15 protein-coding genes are annotated in these 19,221 nt (G+C 45.5%); 4 read left to right on the plus strand and 11 right to left on the minus strand.

What is annotated here, in order from left to right:
* Window positions 1–105 precede the first annotated feature (105 nt).
* The 10 genes from L6421_RS01155 to def form a co-directional block, all read right to left on the minus strand.
* The gene (locus L6421_RS01155) at window positions 106–1,011 is read right to left on the minus strand and encodes a DMT family transporter (protein ID WP_237262145.1); all 906 of its coding nucleotides are present in this window, start codon (window positions 1,009–1,011) and stop codon (window positions 106–108) included.
* Window positions 1,008–1,598: a class I SAM-dependent methyltransferase gene (locus L6421_RS01160; protein ID WP_237262146.1), complete on the minus strand. Its 591-nt coding sequence runs from the start codon at window positions 1,596–1,598 to the stop codon at window positions 1,008–1,010. Before L6421_RS01160 ends, L6421_RS01155 begins: the two co-directional genes overlap by 4 nt.
* 10 nt (window positions 1,599–1,608) lie before the next feature.
* Window positions 1,609–3,060: a TrkH family potassium uptake protein gene (locus L6421_RS01165; RefSeq protein WP_237262147.1), complete on the minus strand. Its 1,452-nt coding sequence runs from the start codon at window positions 3,058–3,060 to the stop codon at window positions 1,609–1,611.
* A gap of 28 nt (window positions 3,061–3,088) precedes the next feature.
* Entirely contained in the window at window positions 3,089–4,489 is a 1,401-nt protein-coding gene (gene trkA, locus L6421_RS01170) for a Trk system potassium transporter TrkA (protein WP_237262148.1), read from the minus strand.
* A 150-nt stretch (window positions 4,490–4,639) separates the two neighbouring features.
* Window positions 4,640–5,980 carry a sigma-54-dependent transcriptional regulator gene (locus L6421_RS01175; RefSeq protein ID WP_237262149.1) on the minus strand — a complete coding sequence of 447 codons (1,341 nt, stop codon included), beginning with the start codon at window positions 5,978–5,980 and terminating at the stop codon, window positions 4,640–4,642.
* Entirely contained in the window at window positions 5,977–8,157 is a 2,181-nt protein-coding gene (locus L6421_RS01180) for an ATP-binding protein (RefSeq protein WP_237262150.1), read from the minus strand. Before L6421_RS01180 ends, L6421_RS01175 begins: the two co-directional genes overlap by 4 nt.
* Window positions 8,154–8,837, minus strand: coding sequence for a DUF4390 domain-containing protein (locus tag L6421_RS01185; protein WP_237262151.1), 684 nt, complete (start codon window positions 8,835–8,837; stop codon window positions 8,154–8,156). Before L6421_RS01185 ends, L6421_RS01180 begins: the two co-directional genes overlap by 4 nt.
* Before the next feature lie 3 nt (window positions 8,838–8,840).
* Window positions 8,841–10,178 carry a 16S rRNA (cytosine(967)-C(5))-methyltransferase RsmB gene (gene rsmB / locus L6421_RS01190; RefSeq protein ID WP_237262152.1) on the minus strand — a complete coding sequence of 446 codons (1,338 nt, stop codon included), beginning with the start codon at window positions 10,176–10,178 and terminating at the stop codon, window positions 8,841–8,843.
* The gene (gene fmt, locus L6421_RS01195) at window positions 10,175–11,140 is read right to left on the minus strand and encodes a methionyl-tRNA formyltransferase (RefSeq protein WP_237262153.1); all 966 of its coding nucleotides are present in this window, start codon (window positions 11,138–11,140) and stop codon (window positions 10,175–10,177) included. Before fmt ends, rsmB begins: the two co-directional genes overlap by 4 nt.
* 6 nt (window positions 11,141–11,146) lie before the next feature.
* Window positions 11,147–11,653 carry a peptide deformylase gene (gene def / locus L6421_RS01200; protein ID WP_237262154.1) on the minus strand — a complete coding sequence of 169 codons (507 nt, stop codon included), beginning with the start codon at window positions 11,651–11,653 and terminating at the stop codon, window positions 11,147–11,149.
* Between the two features lie 48 nt (window positions 11,654–11,701).
* Here def and dprA point away from each other — a divergent pair, with 48 nt between their 5' ends.
* A complete protein-coding gene (gene dprA / locus L6421_RS01205) occupies window positions 11,702–12,820 on the plus strand; it encodes a DNA-processing protein DprA (protein ID WP_237262155.1) in 1,119 nt (372 codons plus the stop codon).
* Here dprA and L6421_RS01210 read toward each other — a convergent pair.
* Window positions 12,813–13,718: an ATP-binding protein gene (locus L6421_RS01210; protein ID WP_237262156.1), complete on the minus strand. Its 906-nt coding sequence runs from the start codon at window positions 13,716–13,718 to the stop codon at window positions 12,813–12,815. The genes dprA and L6421_RS01210 overlap by 8 nt on opposite strands.
* Window positions 13,719–14,064: 346 nt before the next feature.
* Here L6421_RS01210 and topA point away from each other — a divergent pair, with 346 nt between their 5' ends.
* The 3 genes from topA (at window position 14,065) to L6421_RS01225 (ending at window position 19,197) form a co-directional block, all read left to right on the plus strand.
* Window positions 14,065–16,587 (plus strand): type I DNA topoisomerase, encoded by a 2,523-nt coding sequence (gene topA / locus L6421_RS01215; RefSeq protein ID WP_237262157.1) that lies wholly within the window; start codon window positions 14,065–14,067, stop codon window positions 16,585–16,587.
* 171 nt (window positions 16,588–16,758) lie between these two features.
* On the plus strand, window positions 16,759–18,522 hold the full coding sequence (argS, locus tag L6421_RS01220; RefSeq protein WP_237262158.1) for an arginine--tRNA ligase: 1,764 nt from the start codon (window positions 16,759–16,761) through the stop codon (window positions 18,520–18,522).
* Window positions 18,523–19,197 carry an SPOR domain-containing protein gene (locus tag L6421_RS01225; protein WP_237262159.1) on the plus strand — a complete coding sequence of 225 codons (675 nt, stop codon included), beginning with the start codon at window positions 18,523–18,525 and terminating at the stop codon, window positions 19,195–19,197.
* Window positions 19,198–19,221 lie beyond the last annotated feature (24 nt).

Below are 19,221 nucleotides of genomic sequence, written 5' to 3' on the forward strand. Positions count from 1 at the left end.
TAAGAATTTGAACAAATTGTTAAAAATTTGCTTTGCAGCGATGAATCTCGAGCAACAAGCTTTACATGACAAGAGTCGTTTGGGCGGGGTATATTGCAGATTGGGTTATTTGTTTTTATAACTGAGTAACGAAACCCCTGCAACCACGCACAGCATCCCAAGCGCATGCCAGATGGTAAAGGCTTCATTCAGAATCCAAATGGCCAACCCCATTGTCATGATTGGGCCAAGAGAGCCGACGATCCCCGTTTGCGCTGGACCAATTCGATGAATCGCCTCGCTGATCATAAAACTGGGAATGACGGTGCTGAAGACAGCAAGCAAGCCCAGCCATAACCAAGCTAACGGCGTTATCGTCAAATCGGCATAGTTGTTGAATATCGTAAAATGAATGAGTACGAAAATACTGGAAACACTCATTGCCAAACCGGTAAACCAAACGCTCCCCATCGCTTTGATTTCTTGCTTACCAAACAGCACATAAAATGAAAAGGACAATGCCGCCAATGCCACCAATAGCGTGCCAAGCGGTACATTCTCTCCAACCAACGATAACTCTTTATAAAACACAATCCATAGCCCGGTGTAGCTGATGAATAGGGAAATCACGATTTTGCGGGTTAAGGGTGTTTTGAAAAACAGCGCGCCCAATAAGGCGACCATTATCGGGTAGGTGAAGAGGGTTAAACGCTCCAGTTGGGCACTGATCATCTCAAGCCCTTTGAGGTCGAACCAGGATGAAAGATAGTAGCCTATGAAACCTAAAAAGGCGATTTTCAGCCACTTTTCAGAGAGGTTGTCCGGCACGGATTGTTTGTGTGCTAACCAGAATAAAACACCTAAATAGAGCGGCAGGGCAATCGCCATACGTAACATCAATACGCTATCGGTATTGAGGCCCTCGGCATAAGCAAGCTTGATGAAAATCGACTTTAAAGAGAATAATCCGGTGCCGATGATGGCAAGTAATAAACCGAGATTAAACGCCGATATGGGGAATCTTTGGCTCACTTCTTACGGCCAACGTACCAGGCGTAACGTTGTTTAGGGCTGTCGGCTTGTGTGGCGTTTTCACTTGGCAACCAACCTTCGCCGTACACCAAGGTTTGTAGTTTTGACCAGGCCTGGTTGAATTCATTTGGCTGGATATAAAAGTCAGGATTTTGAGGGGCGTTAGCTTGAACTGGCGCTAAAAAGGTTTGGTAAAACAGCAAACCATTGGGTTTTAACGCTTCTTCAATGGCTTTGAATTGGCCACGGTCCAGATAGCGGCTGACCACTATCACGTCGAATTGCTGATAGGGCAGTAGCATCTGCTCTAGGTCCGTCAGTAGCGGCATGATCGGTAAGTGATTCAGGCTGGCCCAGTTGTTTAATACCGTGAGTGCGCTATCGGATATGTCCCATGCATGGGTTTTCAAGCCACATTGCGCCAAAAAGCGTGCATTACCACCTAAGCCACAGGCCAACTCTAACGCCTGTCCGTTGAACGGCAACAATCTGCTATGTTGTTTTAAGACAAAACAAGGATTGGCTGGAGTGTTTAATGTGGACTCAGCATATTTAGCATCCCATTTTTCAGCGTTTTTTGAGTTCATGCTATTCCCGTCATTTACGCCAAAAAGCCGCCGTAAACAGCACCAGTAAGGTAAAGATTTCCAAACGACCTAATAGCATGGCGAAGGTGAGTACCCATTTAACCGGGTCACTCATGCCTTGGAAGTTGGCTGCGACTTCACCCAATCCAGGTCCGAGATTGTTCATCATCGCCGCAATCGCCGAGAAAGCGGTCACTTGGTCAACTCCCAACGCCATGATGGTGAGCATCAAAATGGCAAAGGTAAAGACATATACCGAGAAAAACCCCCATACCGCGGTCATGACCTTTTCAGGAATGCTTTTACCGCTCAGTTTGACTGGCATAATCGCATTGGGGTGAAGTAGCCCGATAATCTCACGCATACCTTGTTTAAACAACAGTACAAAACGAATCACTTTCATGCCACCGGCGGTTGAGCCTGCGCAACCACCAATAAAACTCATCAAAATCAACATGACCGGTAAAAAACCAGGCCATTCGGAAAAGTCGGCGTTGGCATATCCAGTGGTCGTGGCTAAAGAAACGGTTTGAAATAAACCGTAACGGATGGCCTCTTCCCAGGTAGGGTAAACCGATTGTAGATAGAGGTAGAGAATGGCGATGATGGATGCACCAACCAAAAGCCCTGCGTAGGCTTTGAATTCGGGATCGTAAAAATAGGAGTAGCCACTCAAGCTTCGAAAGGCGGTGAAATGCAGCGCGAAGTTTATCCCTGATAAAAACATGAAAAAGATGGCGACCATTTCAATATCCACGCTATTGAAGTAACCGATACTGGCGTCGTGGGTTGAGAAACCACCAATGGCGACTGTGGAAAAGCTATGGCTGAATGCATCGAACCAACTCATTCCTGCAAACCAATAACTGATGGCACAGGCCACCGTGAGCCCAAGATAAATGAACCACAAGGCTTTAGCGGTTTCAGAAATCCTCGGGGCGATTTTAGAGTCTTTGATTGGGCCGGGGGTTTCCGCGCGGTAGAGCTGCATCCCCCCGATGCCCAACATCGGCAGAATGGCGACCGCTAAAACGATAATCCCCATGCCGCCCATCCACTGCAATTGTTGGCGATACCAAAGAATGGAGTGGGGCAGTTCATCTAAGCCGATGATAACAGTGGCACCCGTTGTGGTTAAGCCCGAGAAGGATTCAAAAATCGAGTCGGTCAAGCTCAATGGCACTTCTTGAGCCAAAAAGAACGGTAACGCACCCGCCAAACCGAGTACCGTCCAGAACATGACCACAATAATGAAACCATCACGAATCTTGAGTTCGCGGGAGTGGTTGCGAACCGGATACCAGATGATTAAACCGGTGAGTAATACGCCGATTAAAACGCTGATGAAATCGTAGAAGGCTCCGTCTTGAAAGTATGCGGCCACAACGATAGGCGGTACCAGGCTGATGCTGTAGACCATCAGTAATAAACCAAAAACTTTTAAGATGATTTTTGAGTGCATAGTGAAAAATTTCTTTTAGGTTTATCGGTTAACTGAACCAGCTACGTTTGACTTCCGGTGAGAACAATTTGGCGATTTCTGCCGCATTTTCAGAATTGCTTAAGAAGAGAATGGCATGATCTTCAGCTTCAATTTCTAGGTCGCGATGGGCAATGATGACTTTGTCATTACGAATAATACAGCCCACCGTAATGTCGCTTGGCCAATCGATATCGCCGATTTTCTTACCGATGATTTCAGAAGTGTTTTCACTACCGTGAGCAATCACTTCCATCGCTTCGGCCGCACCTTTACGTAAGGTCGCCACTTTGACAGTGTCACCTTTGCGTGTGTAATGCAGTAAATGGCTGGTGGTGATGCTATCCGCTGAAAGGGCGACGTCAATACTGTTGCGCTGAATCAATTCAACATAGGATTGGTTGTTTACCAGAGCGATGACACGACGCACCCCAAGTTTTTTCGCCAACATGCCTGAGATGATATTCGCCTCATCGTTGTTGGTTACCGCAACATAAAGGTCGATTTCATCGATGTTTTCTTCAAGCAGCAAGTCTTTATCGGAAACGTCGCCATGAATGATAATGGTGTTGTCTAAAGATTCGGCTATCTCTCGGGACTGCTGCATATTGCGGTCAATCAGTTTGACTTGGTGAGCCTTTTCTAGTGCCTGTGCCAGGTTAAAGCCGATATTGCCGCCACCGCCAATCATAATGCGGCGAGAAGGACGCTCTTTACTGCGGCGTAACTCATTTACGATAATTTGGATATGTGCGGCTTCTGCTAAGAAAAATACTTCATCACCCGCAAGGATGGTGGTATCGCCGGTTGGCATAACGACTTCATCTCGGCGGTAAACGGCAACAATACGGGTTTTGATGTTGTTTGGCAGGTGGTCGCGTAATGAACGAATCTTTTTACCCACCAACATGCCGTCTGCATAGGCACGCATCGCCACCAACCGAACCTTACCTTCGGCAAAGTCAATGACCTGAAGTGAGCCAGGGTAATCGATTAACTGCAGGATATAGTCAGTCACCAGCGATTCCGGGCTGATTAAGACATCGATTGGAATGGCGTAGGTATTGGCTTCGCGATCGAATAGTTCAGGGTGGTCAAGATAGGAGCGACTGCGAACACGGGCGATTTTCTTGCCGGTTTTATACATGCTGTGAGCCAAATGACATGCGAGGATATTGGTTTCATCGTTTTGCGTGGCGGCAATCAGCATGTCGGCATCTTCCAAGCCGGCTTGAGCCAAAATGTCGGGGTGGGAACCATGGCCGACAACGGTACGAATATCCAGTCTATCTTGCAAACGTTGCAGTTGTAATCGATCTAAATCAACAACGGTAACGTCATTGTTTTCCTGGGCTAACAATTCAGCAAGAGAAGAGCCGACTTGTCCGGCGCCTAATATAACGATATTCATTGTTGTGGTGTCATCTCAGTTTTTAAAGTTAACCCACTTTGACAGAGGGTAATGGTTTCATTCTACACCAGAGCCGGACGCACATAGAAATGATTAAACCGAATTTCTCATATCCGATTAAACGTTTCTAACGATTTGAGGTACGGGCTTCTATTGTGGGTTTTTAGGGTCTATGCCAAGTGCTTTTAATTTGCGGTACAAATTGGTTCTATCCACTCCGGAACGTTTGGCCGTTTCGGAGACGTTTCCGCCGGTTTCGCGTAATAGCTGGCTTAAATAACGAGCTTCAAACTGCTCTTTTCCTTCTTTTAGCGGCAGGCTGGTATCAACCACTTCACCAATCGAATTGCTTGCCTGAGAGTTCATCAGTAACTCTTTGACTTCGTCATCGCTGACATCATCACTGCCTAAAATCAACAGGCGTTGAATGAGGTTTTTCAACTCTTTTAAGTTACCAGGCCAGGTGTGTTGGCGCAGAATGTTTTGTGCGGAAACGCTAAAATGGCGATACTCTAAACCTTCATAAGTGACGAAGTGGTTGACAAAGTATTCAATCAGTTCTGGAATGTCTTCTGTGTGCTGACGTAACGCAGGGATATGCATTTGCATGACCTTCAAGCGTTGATAAAGGTCTTCTCTGAAATTCTGGTGGGCAACCATGCCCTCTATATCGGTTTTTGTTAACGCAATGACACGAATATCGATACAGATGGCATCACTGTCATCGTCTAGTTTATAACACTGTTTTAAAACGATATTGGCTAGAATAGACTGCGCTTCTGCGGAAAGTTCTTCGATATTGGCGATAATCAAGGTGCCTTGATGGACTTCTCTTAAGGTTTTTTTAAGATTATCCATATTTTCAGGTTGGCATAACTTGTTGAAGTCGAGAGAGTAGAAGTGTAAAAATGCAGAGGTATTGCGCTGACTTGTCTTGTGGATCGCCTCGGCAAAACGGTGCTTTCCTGTGCCCGATTCACCGGTGACTAAAATCGGCATGGTGAATTTAGAAAGGCGTTCTAGGGTTTCGCGGAGCTGAATGACGGCTTTGCTTTTACCAACAGGCATAAAATGTTCAGGCTGTTTTTGCTTGAGTTGGCGATTTTCCTGGTTGAGTTGATTGTGTTCGATGGCGCGTTCCGCGGTCACGATCAATTTCGCTAAAGACAGCGGCTTCTCAAGAAAGTCATAAGCACCTAAACGAGTAGCTTCAATGGCTGTTTCAATGGTGCCGTGCCCCGACATCATAATTACCTTGGTGTTTTCTAGCACCCCTTCGTCTTGCATCTGTTTAAGTAGCGAAATTCCATCTATATCAGGCATCCAAACATCCAAGAATATGATGTCCGGTAAGAAACTACGCCAAGCTTGTTGGGCTTGAACACCATTAGCGGCGGTTTCGACTTGATATCCCTCTTCAATAAAAATTTCTTCCATTAAACTGCGGATATCGCGTTCATCATCCACAATTAATAATTTGCCTGGTTTCATTCGTTCTCACTTGAGATTGTTGGAAGCTTTATTATAAAGCAGGTGCCGTTATTGGGTGAAGAGGTTAAGTTAATTTTGCCGTGATGTTCTTCAACAATTTTACGCACTACCGCTAGACCTAGGCCAGTTCCTTTTGGTTTATCTGTGGCGTAGGGTTCAAAAATCCAGTTTTGAGCTTCTTCAGGGATGCCCGGACCATTATCGCAAATGGATAAGGTTAACCAGTCGGGGTCATCACTGTAGGTTTTAACTATGATTCTTGGCAAGATGGTGTTTTCGGTCGCTTCAATCGCATTCTTGATCAAGTTATGTAACAGCTGGCGCAAGCGTGAGCTGTCTACCAAGGTCTTTGGACAAGGCTCTTGGAGTTCGGCAAACACTTTCCAAGCGGCGTCTGGGTCACGATACATCTCGGTAATGTTAGAGATTAAGGTGTTGATTTTAGTCGGTACCAATTCCACTTCGGGTGTGTTGGCGTAATCACTGAAAGCTTGCACTAGTTTTTGCATGGTAGAAACCTGTTCGGTAATGGTTTCTGTCATTCGGGTGAGTAGGGCCTGGTCGGTTTCATCCAGTTTTCTGAACAGCTTATATTTTAAGCGTTCCGCTGAGAGCTGAATGGGGGTAAGAGGGTTTTTTATTTCGTGCGCAAGACGGCGGGCCACATCACTCCATGCCGCATGTAATTGAGCTTGAACCAGTTCGGTAATGTCGTCGATAACGATAACGTAACCGCCGATTTTTTGGTCGATACTGGGTAGGGTGGAGCCATGGATCAACAGGATTTTTTGGCCTTTTTTACAGGCGAAATCAATCTGGGTTGACCACGGTTTAGAGCTTTTTTCAAACTTGGGGGCGATTTTATTGACCAAGTCCATTAGGTGGGCGGTATCTTCGCGATCGGTAATATCGGCGATTTTTTTGCCGATATGGCGCTTCAAGTCGGTGTTGAGGATTTCTTGTACGGCATCGTTAATGGTGCGGATGCGATAGTGCATGTCCAGCGTGACGACCCCGCTCGATAAGTTTTTGATGACGGCTTGAAGATAGAGTTTCTGTACCTCTGTTTGTTGATGCCCGAGCTTGATTTCGTTACGTGCTTGAGCGATACGTTGAATCATATCGTTGAAGGATTGGATTAAGTCTCCAAATTCGTCATTTTCGGGTACGGGCATTTTGACCGTGTAATCCCCTTTGGAAACCGCACGAGTTCCTTTGGCGAGCGTGCGGATTGGGCGGGTGAAGTTCTGTACGGCGGTAATGGTAAATAACACGGCAGTAACCAGGGTGAGTAGCAATACCATGGAGAGTATCAATACAAAACTGGCGGTAAGCGGGCCCTTAAGGTAAGAGAGCTCTTTGTACTGCCCCGACGCGGTGGCGACTGAATCCGAAAGTAGGGTGATATCCGCGGGTACCGGGAAGATGACTTGTAATGCAAATTGATTGCTGAGCTGGCTGTCCGAGAATGGAATGACCACTCGAATAAAGTTCTCTTGCAAGGTTGCGCCAGCCCGGCTCTCAAGAGCCGCATAGGTTTTGCCATTACGAATTTGTTGAAACAAGTTGGCTCCCGGAGCTTCCGGAAGGATTGCGGTGGCGTATTCACTACTGAATGCGACGAGCTGTTGGTTGATGTTATAAAGCGCGACCTCTTGAGCGTTAAGTTGCTGGCGTATCATATTGACCGCGAGGCTCGGCGATTCCGTCAATAGGGCTTTATTGGCCTTGGAGATGGAGAGTGTTAGTTTTAAGCTGTCACGGGTTTTATTGTCAAGGGTGATGCGAACCAGGGAGGTGGCGTTGTCCAAAGCGACTTCGGTTTTAACGTCAAACCATTGGTTGATGCCTTGCTGAATGAACGTGAGAGAGAAGTAGAAAATGATCGCCGTTGGAATACCTAAAACTAAGCTGGCTATAACGGTTAGACGGACGGTTACTTTGGAGCCTGGGACTTTCTTGCGAAACTGGGTATAGAGTTTGAATACGGTTCTGAAGAGCAGGACCAATAACAATGTTACCCCGCCTATCGTAAAAAACAGCAAGGTCGAGTAGCTGTCGGCAAAGCTCGAAGCATTTTGTAGCGTTTGGCTCATCACCACCAAAGCCATCAGCAATAAGCTTGATATCAGGGTTACCCAACCATATTGTTTGATATAGCGCCAGTATGAATTCATTGCCAACTCAATGGGGTTTGTAAGGAGGTTTCAAACCACTGACTTTCAAGTTGCCAAGTTGAGGTGGTCAAGGCTTCTAAAATCAGTGGTGCCGGTAGTTTCCAATAATCTAAAGAGATTTTCATGCGTAAAGTATACCGCTGTTCCGGGTGCAATTCTGAAAGAGATGCAATCGGAAAGGCTTGCAAGGTAGCAAGCGTTTGCAAGGCCTCCTCTAAGGTAGTGAAAGATTGTGCTTTTTGATTTCGGTGATTATACAAGGCATACAGCCGGTTTACGCCATAAGCATAGAGATCGGTGCTATATTCCACCACATTCCGAATCCGTTCATATTTAATCCCCAAAGTTTGCGTGGCTTCGGTTAATTCAATTCGGGTGGTAAAACTCAACGGAATTTCATGGTGTATGGCATCAATCACCGTTTGCGGTAGGTTGAAACGGCTCTCGGAGTCGATCAGTAACTGTTTGTCTTTTTGGTAATCTCTAACCTTGAGAATGGTGATTTCATTTTCAATTGCAGCGGATTGGGCTGTTACCAGGCCTGGTAGGATTAAAATCAGCACACTCAAAATGCTGCTTAAAACCGGGCGTATTTGCGATTTTTTGGGGTGAAATAGCTGATGACCAAGCTGTTGGCCGCTTTGCAAATTCATTGAAATAAATGCAAATAGCCAGGTCATGGATTACAGACTCTTCTGCAATAAGCAGTAAAAGAAACCGTCCATGCCTGAACGTCCTGGTAAATATTGGTTACCGGGTGTTTCAAAGGTTAGGGTCGTTTCTAAGGTTAGCGGTATGACGCTAGCACTGGGCTCGGATTCAATAAAGTTCTGCATCTGCAAAGTGTTCTCTTGCGGCAGTACCGAACAGGTTGCATACAGCAGTTGGCCACCAGGTTTTAAGGTCGGCCAAAGCGCTTTAAGGATAGCCCCTTGAATTTCCACCAAGGTCTCGATATCCTCTTCGGTTCTATGCCATTTAATGTCAGGATGACGGCGGATGATACCGGTCGCTGAACAGGGTGCATCCAGTAGGATTTTATCGAACAGCTGTTGGTCCCACCACTCATCTGGAATAGAGGCGTCGCCTACCGCATAGTCAGCATGCAACTCTAAACGGTGTAAGTTTTCAGCCAGCCGTTCCATCCTTTCAGGCGCTTTTTCTAAAGCAAAGACAAGTGCTTGGTTGTTGGACAATTCCAATAAATGTGTGGTTTTGCCACCCGGTGCGGCACAAGCGTCTAATATCCGTTCACCGGCTTTGGGTTGCAAGATATTGGCGGCTTGTTGCGCCGCACCGTCTTGCACACTGAAACCGCCTTCTTCATAGGTTGGCAGTTGGGTGATATCGGTGCTGTTTTCGAGAATCACGCCTTGAGGAGCGGTTGGATGCGCTGAGGCTTGAATGCCTACGTTATTAAGCTTTTCGAGAAAGGCTTCACGAGTTTGCTGGATGGTATTGACCCTTAAGGTCAAGGGTGCAATCTCGTTGTTGGCTTGCATGATTTCCTGCCACTCTTCCGGGTAGCCTTTACGCAACGCTTTGAACAACCATTGAGGATGGGAATATTTTTGCGCCGGTTTGAGGTCGACTTCATCACAAATCGCTTGTTGGTCACGGATGAAGTTACGCAATACGCCATTGACCAATGCCTTGGCCCAGGGCTTTTTAAGTTTTTGCACCACGGCAACGGTCTCGGAAACCGCTGCATGTTCAGGTGTGTCCATATACAGGATTTGATAAAGGCCAATCAGAATCAGTTGGTTGATATCTTCATCTTTGTCTTTGAGCTTCTTTTTCAGTAGTTGTGCACGGATGGCCTCTAAACGTGCCTGCCAACGCAAGGTGCCAATCACCAGGTTTTGGGTGAAATTACGTTCTCTACGGTCACTGAACTGAGCCAGGCCTTCAGGCAAACTTTGGCTTAATGAACGGCCGCTTTCAATAACCGTCAAACAGATCTTTAGGGCGATAAATCGGCTGTTTAAAACGGTTTGCTTATTCTCGGTAGCGTGGCTCATGAAAACTGATAACCCACCAAATTACGAGCCTGGGCAAAATCATACGCACTCATCGCCTTTTTACCTGCCGGTTGCACCAGTTGTAGACAAATCGGTTGGTCACCGGTAGCGACAATCAATCCTTGTTTGTTCAAACCTAGTACCAGGCCTGGTGAGTTTGCTGATTCGTTCGTTGCAAATTCGGTTTGCTCTTCTGCGGTTAGTTGACGTGCTTGCCAGACTCGTAAAGGTTGTTCTTGATACAGTGTGTAAGCCACTGGCCAGGGGTTAAAGGCTTGGATTTTACGGATAATCTTCAGGGCGGGTTGCTGCCACTGGATTAAGGCCTCTTCCTTATGCATTTTTTCGGCATAAGTGACTAGGGATTCATCTTGTTTTTCAGGGATGATGTTGCCATTTTGTAGACCGTCCAAAGTCGCCATCAGTGCCTTGCAACCTAATTCACTCAAACGGTCATGCAAGGTTTGCGCAGAATCTTCGTCGGTGATGTCGGTGCTCAGTTTATAAAGCATGTCGCCTGTGTCCAAGCCCGCATTCATCTGCATGATGGTCACGCCACTTTGCTGGTCACCCGACTCGATTGCACGTTGGATAGGTGCGGCGCCGCGCCATCTTGGTAGTAAAGAGGCATGAATGTTCAGGCAGCCCATTTTAGGCATATCCAACACCACCTGCGGCAGAATCAGGCCATAAGCAACCACTATCATAATGTCCGCATTCAGGTCGTTTAAGATTTGTTGAGCTTCCGCATCACGCAAAGATTCGGGTTGGAATACCGGAATGTCATTTTCCAATGCAAGCTGTTTAACCGGGCTGGCGGTTAATTTTCGGCCGCGGCCTGCAGGCCGGTCAGGCTGGGTATAGACCGCAACCACTTCATGCGGTGAATCGATTAATGTTTGTAATGGCGCAACTGAAAAATCAGGGGTACCTGCAAAAATAATGCGTAATGCTTGGCTCATATCGGTTTATTGCTCTTGTTCTTCCATTGACTTACGAAATTTCTGCAGTGCACGGGTGCGTTTCAATCCAGAGAGATGGTCAATGAACAGCGTGCCGTTTAAGTGGTCGATTTCGTGTTGTAAGCAGACCGCCAATAGGTCGCTGGCTTCCAATTCGATGATTTTGCCATCGCGATTCATGCCGCGAACGATAATGTCGCTCGGTCTTTTGACCTTCGCATAGATTCCCGGAATGGAAAGGCAGCCTTCCTCCCAGGTGATTTCACCTGCAGAACGGATGATTTCAGGGTTGATCAACGCAATCGGTTGATCTTTGCTTTCTGAAATGTCGACCACAATCAAACGCTGCTGCACGGCAATTTGCGGTGCGGCTAAACCAATGCCGGGCGCGTCATACATGGTGTAGAACATATCGTCGATGAGTTTATCAATCTCATCGTTCATTTCAGGAATTGGCGCGCAGACTTCACGAAGTCCAGATTCAGGGTAGAGAACGATATCGAGTTTTTCCATAGTGTCGTATATACTTCAGTAAATAATTGCGAACTATTATAGCCGACTATGTCAAATTTTGCCGATTTACCCACAATGTTATCCATGCAGATAGCGCATGTCTCCTTTAGGCAGTTGCAAGCGGTACAGCAGCACTTTGGAAGTTTACAAACCGCATTGGAATCACCGCAAGCCGACTGGCAACGTGGTGAATTATTGAGTGAAGCGCAATTGGCCATTCTGTTTGCGGATGATTTGCAAGCGCGGTTAGATGAAGCTTTAGCTTGGGGTGAAGAGAACAACCAGGCCTGGTTACTGTTAGGTGATAAAGAATATCCACAGTCGTTGACTGAAATCAGTGAAGCGCCGATTGTTTTGGGTGTCCGCGGCAATATCGAATTGTTGAGTGATCCGCAAATCGCTATTGTGGGTAGTCGTCATGCTTCTCGATTAGGCGTGGAAACCGCAAAAGATTTTGCCAAACATCTCTCTTCACAAGGATTGGCGATTACCAGCGGGCTGGCTTTGGGGATTGATACAGCGGCCCATAAAGGGGCTTTGGAAGGGGTTGGTAAAACCGTTGCTGTGGTGGCAACCGGTTTGGATCGCATTTATCCAGCATCCAACCAAAAATTGGGTCATCAGATTGCTGAAGAGGGGGCGATGATCTCAGAGTTTCCTTTAGGCACTAAACCACTTAACTATAATTTCCCACGCCGAAACCGGATTATAAGTGGCTTGAGTTTAGGCACTTTAGTGGTGGAGGCTGCATTGAAGAGCGGTTCATTGATTACCGCAAGAACCGCTTTGGAACAAGGTCGGGAAGTATTTGCCGTACCTGGTTCCATTCATAATCCATTGGCGAAAGGCTGCCATCAATTAATCAAACAAGGTGCAAAACTGGTTGAATCCGGGCAAGATGTTTTAGAGGAGCTGTCAAGCAATCTACAGTCGACGTTGAATCTGTTTGCAGAGCAATCAACCGTTGAAAAGAAGTCAGCTTCAGCCGTCAACACCCAAAGTCAGAGTAAATTGTTGGAGTGGATTGGTTATGATGCGATTGGCTTAGATGAATTGGTGGTGTTGAGCAAAATGCCGGTGTCTAGTTTGCAAGGTGAATTGATGTTGTTGGAGCTTTCCGGTGAGGTTGAGGCCTTATCGGCGGCGCGTTGGCGAAGAATCAGGTAATGCTGCAGCGACAAACGACCGTCGAACCTGAATCTCGATATTCTAAAGAGTCGAAGCTTAAACGGTTGGCAATCATAATGCCGCGGCCATGGCTGTGTGTGGCACGGTTCTCTGAGTAGTCCAGGTAGTTTTCATAATCAAATCCATTGCCTTCGTCAGAAATGATGACTTCAAAATACTTCGCGGTACGTTTGACTCTGACCACCACCTTTTTGTGCTGGTTTTCAGGTAAGTCATGTCGATGTTGAATCTCTTTCTGCAGTTCTGATTTGTTGATTAATTGGGTTTTTAATTCGTAACCAATGCCTAAATTACCATGCTCGATGGCGTTTAACATCAGCTCAAATAATCCAACGCCGATGCGCTTCTGATCGTTTGTCATGTAAGCTAGGACAGAAGAAAGGGCTTGAGCTTCTTGAATGGTTCTGAGTTGAAAAGTCGCTTCTTGTAAAAGAGGGTGAGCGGCATTGAAGTTTTTAAGATGCTGACTCAATTCACTGTGTTTTTCTTCGCTGTTCAAAGCCGCATGAATGACGGTTTCAAATAATGACACATCATAGGGGGGGATTAGATAGAAAAACACCCCTAACTCAACTCCCTTCTGAATCGCCGCAGATTGTGTGCAGTTGGCTTGTAAGATTAAAGGAATGAGATTGACGCTTGAGTTTTCTCGATAGGCTTGAAACTCATCGAAGTCATGACTATTTAAAATGCTTTCATCCAAGATGATGGCTTGGTGATGGAAGGCCGAGCTTTGATGTAAGGTTTTTATTGCCTGAGAAAGCGTCTCACAAAAAGTCAGTACAAAAGGACGGTTGTGCAGCAGATTTTGTAGATCAGTTCGGTTTGTTTGGCTCATGCCGATAACAATGAGTTGCTGTTCTGAGGGTTGCGACAAAATGTTTTCCGGGGTTGGCATTAAATATCTACTATGCTGGTTAAAGCATCTGATTAACTATTTTATTTTAAGGGTTGTCACAAAATTATACCTAATAATCCTATTAATATATATGTCATTGAGTAAAAGGGCGTATTTATTTGGTGGTAGTCAAAAGTAATTGGATCAATTAACTCTATAAATGTATCCAAAAGTAAAATTAGTGTTTGCAAAAGCCCTAAAAATTATGCATCTTAAAAAAAGAAGAAAATTTTTGAATGTTGAAAGTGCTGTTTTTAAAAGAAAAAACAAAAAGGCACTGGACATCAAACCGACACAGATAATATTTTAAATTAGAGTTAACTATATGACGAATTTGGTGATAGTGGAGTCCCCCGCTAAAGCAAAAACCATCGAAAAGTATTTGGGTAAGGATTTTACGGTACGTTCCAGTTACGGTCATATCCGCGATATTCAGAAAAAAGGTATGGGGATTGACCTTGAAAATGGTTTTTTACCAAATTACGAGATTTCGTCTGATAAAAAGAAAAATGTCACCGAGCTGAAAAAACTAGCTAAATCGGCCGATACCGTCTGGTTGGCAACGGATGAGGACCGCGAAGGGGAAGCCATTGCATGGCACCTAGCGGAAGCCTTGAACCTGGATATCAATACAACAAAACGTATCGTTTTTCATGAAATTACCAAACCGGCTATCCAGGCCGCGATTGCCTCGCCACGCACAGTGGATTTGGATTTGGTCGATGCGCAACAAGCGCGCCGTATTTTAGACCGTATTGTTGGTTTTGAACTCTCCCCAATTTTATGGAAGAAGATTCGTACCGGCTTATCTGCTGGGCGAGTCCAGTCGGTTGCTGTACGCCTGATTGTTGAGCGTGAAAGAGAAGTTGAAGCGTTTGAGGCCAGTTTTGTCTTTAGGGTTCAAGGTCAGTTGGAGTTGCTTGATTCGGCAGGCAAAAAAGTGGGTGAATTGGATGTTAAACGTACCGCAAGTTTTGATACTGAAGCCGAAGCCACGGCATTTCTAGAGGCGGTGGCTAAGGCCAATCTTTCCGTTATCTCTTTAGAAGAGAAACCGGCTAAACGTTCGCCAAAAGCTCCTTTTACCACCTCTACTCTGCAACAAGAAGCTTCATCTAAATTGGGCTTTTCGGTTAAGCAGACCATGATGGTCGCTCAGCGTTTATATGAGTCCGGAAAGATTACCTATATGCGTACCGACTCGGTGAACTTATCAGAGTTGGCGATTGAACAAGCTAAGAATACCATTACCGCTGATTACGGCGCACAGTACAGTATGCCGCGTCGATATAAAACCAAAAACGCCGATGCACAAGAGGCTCACGAAGCGATTCGCCCGACTGATTTTGGTGTTGAGAATGTAGGCGGGGAACGTAATGAGCAACGTCTATATCAATTGATTTGGCGTCGAGCGATTGCTTCGCAAATGGCCGATGCACAACTTAAGAGAACCACGGTTGATGTGGGGATTGATTTGTTACCAGGCGATAAGTTGACTGCCAAAGGAGAGGTGGTTAATTTTGACGGTTTCTTGAAAGTCTATGATTTTGATGCATCTGATGAAGGTGGTTTATTACCTCCGATGACCATTGGGCAAGCGTTAAGTGTTAAGGAGTTAGGTGCTAAGCAGAGTTATAGCAGACCGCCTGCACGTTACAACGAAGCGAGTTTAGTCAGAACGCTTGAAGAGATGGGAATTGGGCGGCCTTCAACCTATGCGCCAACCATTGATACCGTTCAACAGCGTGGTTACGTGGTTAAAGAGGATCGCGAAGGTAAGCCAAGAGAGTATCGCCAAATCAGTTTGGTCGATGGTAAGGTAACAGCGGAAACTTTGACTGAAATGGCCGGAACTGAGAAGAACAAACTATTTCCGACCGATATCGCTGGCATTGTTACTAATTTCCTAACCAAGCATTTTGGTGAGATTCTCGATTATCAATTCACCGCGAAGGTGGAAGATAAGTTTGACGTGATTGCCCAAGGGAAAATGCAATGGCAAGAGATGCTGGCTGAGTTCTATAACCAGTTTCATCCTAAAGTGATTGCTGCGGAAGATGTGTCAAGGGAAGAGGCTGGACAAGCCCGTTCTTTAGGCAATCATCCGGAAAGCGGTAAACCGATGTTTGTTAAAATCGGACGTTTTGGGCCTTATGTGCAAGTGGGGGATGGTGAAAATGAAGAGAAGCCAACCTTCGCCAGTTTGATGCCAGGACAAAAGATGGATCTCCTGACTTTGGAGCAGGCTTTGGAACTGTTTAAATTGCCTCGTGAAGTCGGTGAAATGCCGGAAACATTTAAGGCAACTGCGGTGGATGGGTCTGAATTTGGGGTTGAGAAAGGACAAAAAATCATTGCCAAACAAGGCCCGTTTGGTCCTTATTTAGAATACGGTACTAAAATGTATGCACCGATTAAGGGGTTTGACCCTTTAAGCATTACTTTAGAAGAGTCGGTCGCATTGATTGAAAATAAAATTCAAGCTGATGCGGATAAGATTGTAAAAACTTTTCCTGGAACCGATGTGAAAATACTGAAGGGTCGATGGGGGCCTTATATCACGGATATCACCACCAAGAAAAATGCCAAAATCGCCAAGGATGAAGATGCTTTAGCACTCTCTTTTGAAGAGTGTGTTAAACGTTTGGATGAAGCGCCTGAGCCTAAAAAACGTGGACGAGCTGCCGCAGCTAAAAAAGCGCCTGCCAAAAAACCGGCTGCGAAAAAGGCTCCTGCGAAAAAGACAACGGCTAAGAAGCCGGCAACCAAAAAAGTAGCGACTAAAAAACCCGCCACTCGGAAAGCTCCGGCTAAAAAAGCACCAGTTAAAAAGGCCACTGGTGAATAACCGAGTTTTGCTGATTGATTAGCATACTCATAAGACAGGTTTCATTAACTTCCTTAAACCCGCGTAATGGCGGGTTTTTTTATGGATTTAAAATTAAACTCGTTAGTGGCTATTAATTTAGTAAAATATCCTGTTTTATAAAATCATCAGTTCAAGTAAAGAGACGTTCGCATGAAGCAGCAAATCGCGCAGATTTTGACCGAAGTTGTTCAAAAACTAAAACAACAGGGTGTGATTCCTGAAGACACAAACCCACGTATTAATGTGGAAAACACTCGAGATAAATCGCACGGTGATTTTGCAACTAACTTGGCGATGATGATGACTAAACAAGCCGGTATGCCGCCAAGAGAGTTGGCTCAAAAAATTGTTGAGCTGGTAGCCGATGCCGCTGTGGTGCAAAAGGTTGAGATTGCAGGGCCAGGTTTCATTAACTTTTTTGTCGATGATTCCGCCAAGTTTGATGTCGTTCAGGCCATTTTTGAGCAAAAAGCCGATTTTGGTAAATGTAATGTCGGTCAAGGCCGTTCCGTTTTGGTTGAGTTTGTTTCGGCAAACCCAACCGGACCTTTGCATGTAGGCCATGGCCGTGGTGCGGCCTATGGTGCAAGTGTCGCTAACCTGCTTGAAGTTGCGGGCTTTAACGTCGCTAAAGAGTACTACGTCAACGATGCCGGCCGTCAAATGGATATTTTGGCGACTTCGGTTTGGTTGCGTTACTTAGAGCAGTGTGGTGAGCAATTCACTTTTCCAAGTAATGGTTATAAAGGCGATTATATCTACACTATTTGCGACAGCTTGCAGGCGCAATTTGCAACGACATTACAGAAGCCGGCTTTGGAGGTCTTCGCTGGGATTACTCCTGATGAAGGTCAAGAGGGTGGCGATAAAGAAAAACATATCGATGATTTGATTCTTAAAGCGAAAAACTTGCTTGGCTCTCATCATTATGAAGCGGTCTTCAAGGCGGCCATCGACTCGATCCTTTCGGACATCAAAGAAGACTTAGCCGGTTTCAATGTTAAGTTCGATGAGTGGTTTTCAGAACGCTCTTTAATGGATTCAGGCGTGATTGATGCAGCGATTTCTAAATTGCAAGAAGCCGGAAAAATCTACGAAAAAGATGGCGCTTTGTGGTTCAAATCGACTGAATATGGTGATGAGAAAGATCGTGTAGTCGTACGTGATAATGGGATTAAAACCTATTTTGCTTCGGATATCGCTTACCACTTCAATAAGCTAGAGCGTGGCTTTGATGTCTTAATCGATATTTGGGGTTCGGATCATCACGGTTATGTTCCGCGTGTTAAGGCGGCAATGGAAGCGATGGGCACCAATGCAGATGCCTTGCAAGTATTGCTAGTACAGTTTGCAGTGCTTTATCGTGGAGGCGAAAAGCTTGCCATGTCTACCCGCAGTGGTCAATTTGTCACGTTGCGTGAGTTACGAGAAGAGGTTGGTAGTGATGCCGCTCGCTTCTTCTATGTTCAGCGTAAATCAGAACAGCATATGGATTTTGATTTGGATTTAGCCAAATCAAAATCAAATGAAAACCCGGTGTATTACATTCAATATGCACACGCTCGAATTTGTCGTGTTTTATCTCAGGCGGAAAGCCAGGGGTATACATTAGATATTCAAGCAGGCCTGTCTAATTTGAATAAGCTTGAAGAAGAGCATGAAATCAATCTGGCAACCGAACTTGCCAAGTATCCAGAGATTGTAGCGCGTGCAGCCGCAGTTTATGAACCGCATCAAATCGCCTACTATTTGAAAGATTTGGCACATGGCTTACATTCATATTACAACGCAAGTCAGTTTATCGTTGAGGAAGAGGCAACTCGACAGGCACGTTTAACGTTGATTTGTGCGGTACAACAAGTTTTACAGAATGGTTTGGCCATTATTGGTGTTTCTGCTCCAGAGAAGATGTAAATGGCTCGAGATTATCGGCACGGACACGGTAAACATTCAAAACAACCGTTTCAACGAAAATCGCAAACAGCTCCCAAGCCCGGAGTTAACAGTCGTTCTTCTGTGCCAATAATTTGGGCAGGCGGCTTTTTGGTTTCAGCGGTTTTATTGGTTGGCTTTTTTGTCACACAGCATTTTGTGTCACAAGGGGCTAAGGCTGATAATCCGGCAGAAACTTCTATTTTTAAGGCCGCTAAGGATCTCAAAGAGCAGACTGAAGACGCCGTGCAGGAAGTTTCTGAAAAATTGCAGCCTAAGCCCGTTGTTGTTGAGGCGGTGAATGTTCAAACGGATGAAAATGTGAAGGAGGCCGAGGATAAGCCTTCATTCAGTTTTTATGATGGTTTGGGTAAGATGGAGGTCGTTGTTGATGCCGTACCTCTCTCTGTCGCTTTAGAGCAGCCTTATTACATTCAAGCAGGTACTTTTGGATCGGAAAAAATCGCGCTAAAAGAGCAACAACGTTTAGCTAAGCTGGGGCAAGATTTACAGTTATCAGTGTTAACCACCAAGACACGAACCTATTACCGTTTGCGTGTAGGGCCTTTTAGTGACCGTTTAGTCTTAAATAAGCGACGTAATGAGTTAAGGCGCTTAGGGGTGGATACGTTATTGGTCAAAGCGCCTAAACATTAGTAAAACCTGACGTTTATAATAAAA

It is taken from the genome of Thiomicrorhabdus immobilis (assembly GCF_021654855.1).
GTDB lineage: Bacteria > Pseudomonadota > Gammaproteobacteria > Thiomicrospirales > Thiomicrospiraceae > Thiomicrorhabdus > Thiomicrorhabdus immobilis.

Excerpts from the sequence above, each read along its gene's own strand:
- L6421_RS01160 (WP_237262146.1), bottom strand. The coding sequence starts at position 1,598 with ATGAACTCAAAAAACGCTGAAAAATGGGATGCTAAATATGCTGAGTCC.
- L6421_RS01165 (WP_237262147.1), bottom strand. The coding sequence starts at position 3,060 with ATGCACTCAAAAATCATCTTAAAAGTTTTTGGTTTATTACTGATGGTC.
- trkA (WP_237262148.1), bottom strand. The coding sequence starts at position 4,489 with ATGAATATCGTTATATTAGGCGCCGGACAAGTCGGCTCTTCTCTTGCT.
- L6421_RS01175 (WP_237262149.1), bottom strand. The coding sequence starts at position 5,980 with ATGAAACCAGGCAAATTATTAATTGTGGATGATGAACGCGATATCCGC.
- L6421_RS01180 (WP_237262150.1), bottom strand. The coding sequence starts at position 8,157 with ATGAATTCATACTGGCGCTATATCAAACAATATGGTTGGGTAACCCTG.
- L6421_RS01185 (WP_237262151.1), bottom strand. The coding sequence starts at position 8,837 with ATGACCTGGCTATTTGCATTTATTTCAATGAATTTGCAAAGCGGCCAA.
- rsmB (WP_237262152.1), bottom strand. The coding sequence starts at position 10,178 with ATGAGCCACGCTACCGAGAATAAGCAAACCGTTTTAAACAGCCGATTT.
- fmt (WP_237262153.1), bottom strand. The coding sequence starts at position 11,140 with ATGAGCCAAGCATTACGCATTATTTTTGCAGGTACCCCTGATTTTTCA.
- def (WP_237262154.1), bottom strand. The coding sequence starts at position 11,653 with ATGGAAAAACTCGATATCGTTCTCTACCCTGAATCTGGACTTCGTGAA.
- dprA (WP_237262155.1), top strand. The coding sequence starts at position 11,702 with ATGTCAAATTTTGCCGATTTACCCACAATGTTATCCATGCAGATAGCG.
- topA (WP_237262157.1), top strand. The coding sequence starts at position 14,065 with ATGACGAATTTGGTGATAGTGGAGTCCCCCGCTAAAGCAAAAACCATC.
- argS (WP_237262158.1), top strand. The coding sequence starts at position 16,759 with ATGAAGCAGCAAATCGCGCAGATTTTGACCGAAGTTGTTCAAAAACTA.
- L6421_RS01225 (WP_237262159.1), top strand. The coding sequence starts at position 18,523 with ATGGCTCGAGATTATCGGCACGGACACGGTAAACATTCAAAACAACCG.